This is a genomic window from Streptomyces sp. NPDC054847, from assembly GCF_053610925.1.
The window spans coordinates 1-1,087 of the sequence record NZ_JBSGZJ010000801.1 but is presented as its reverse complement, the minus strand read 5'-3'; the positions used below and the strand labels follow the sequence as shown (position 1 = coordinate 1,087).

Annotated in this window: 1 protein-coding gene; it reads left to right on the top strand. The window is 73.0% G+C overall.

The features are described 5' to 3' along the window. Positions 1-747: ABC transporter substrate-binding protein (locus ACWGH4_RS35340; RefSeq protein WP_453468020.1), on the top strand; the 747-nt coding region annotated here is incomplete at its 5' end. Positions 748-1,087: the final 340 nt, after the last annotated feature.

Here is a 1,087-nt window from a genome sequence, read left to right as displayed (position 1 = left end):
GGTCTGGTCCCGGTGGGCATCCCCGACGGGACGGCCAGCGAGCAACTCCTGCCGCCGGAGGTGTACGCGCGGCTCAAGGACGTCCCCACGATCGGCGCCGCGGGCACCCCCAACGCCCAGGCCATCGCCGCGCTGAAGCCCGACCTGATCCTCACCAGCAAGATCCGCCACGGCGACAAGTACGCCGAGCTGAAGAAGATCGCGCCGACGGTGATGACCGAGACCACCGGCGAGCCCTGGAAGGAGAACTTCCGGACCCACGCGGACGCGCTCGGCAAGAAGGCGGAGGCGGCGAAGGCCGTCGCCGCGTACGAGGCGCACGCCGGAAAGGTCACCGAGGCGCTCGGCGGCAAGGAGAAGGCGGCGGCGACCGAGGTCAACGTCGTCCGCTTCGTCGAGGGCGCGGACATCCGCATCTACGGCAAGAAGAACTACATCTCGACGATCCTCGCGGACGTCGGCCTGGGCCGCCCGGCCATCACCGACAAGGCCAAGGACGGCTTCTCCTACGACGTGAGCCCCGAGAAGATCGACCTCGCGGACGCGGAGGTCGTCTTCCACTCGACGTACGGCGACCCGGAGAAGGCGAAGCAGAAGCAGACGCTGGACAGCGCGCTGTGGAAGAGCATGAAGGCGGTCGAGACCAACAAGGTGTTCGCGGTCGACGACGAACTGTGGATCCAGGGCATCGGCTACACGGCGGCGTCCCGCATCCTGGACGAACTCGAGGCGGACCTGACGAAGTAGCGAACGGGTCCCGCTGCGCGGGGGGCGTGGACGCCGGGCCCGCTGCGCGAAGGCGGGTTCCGCTGCGCGAGGGCGTTTGCTCGGAGGGCCTCGTCGCGCGGGGGGCGTTGCCCGGAGGGCCCCGTCGTCGCGGGGACTTGGGCCGCTGCGCGGGAGCGTTGCCGCAGGGGCGGGGCCGCTGCGCGAGGGCGGGTTCCGCTGCCCGGGGGCGTCGCCCGGAGGGCCCCGTCGTCGCGGGGACTTGGGCCGCTGCGCGGGGCTTTCCCCCACCCCGCCCCGTCCCCCACCCGGGCCACCCCCCGCCCCCCGCCCCCGCGGCGGGCGGGGGGGGCCCACCGGG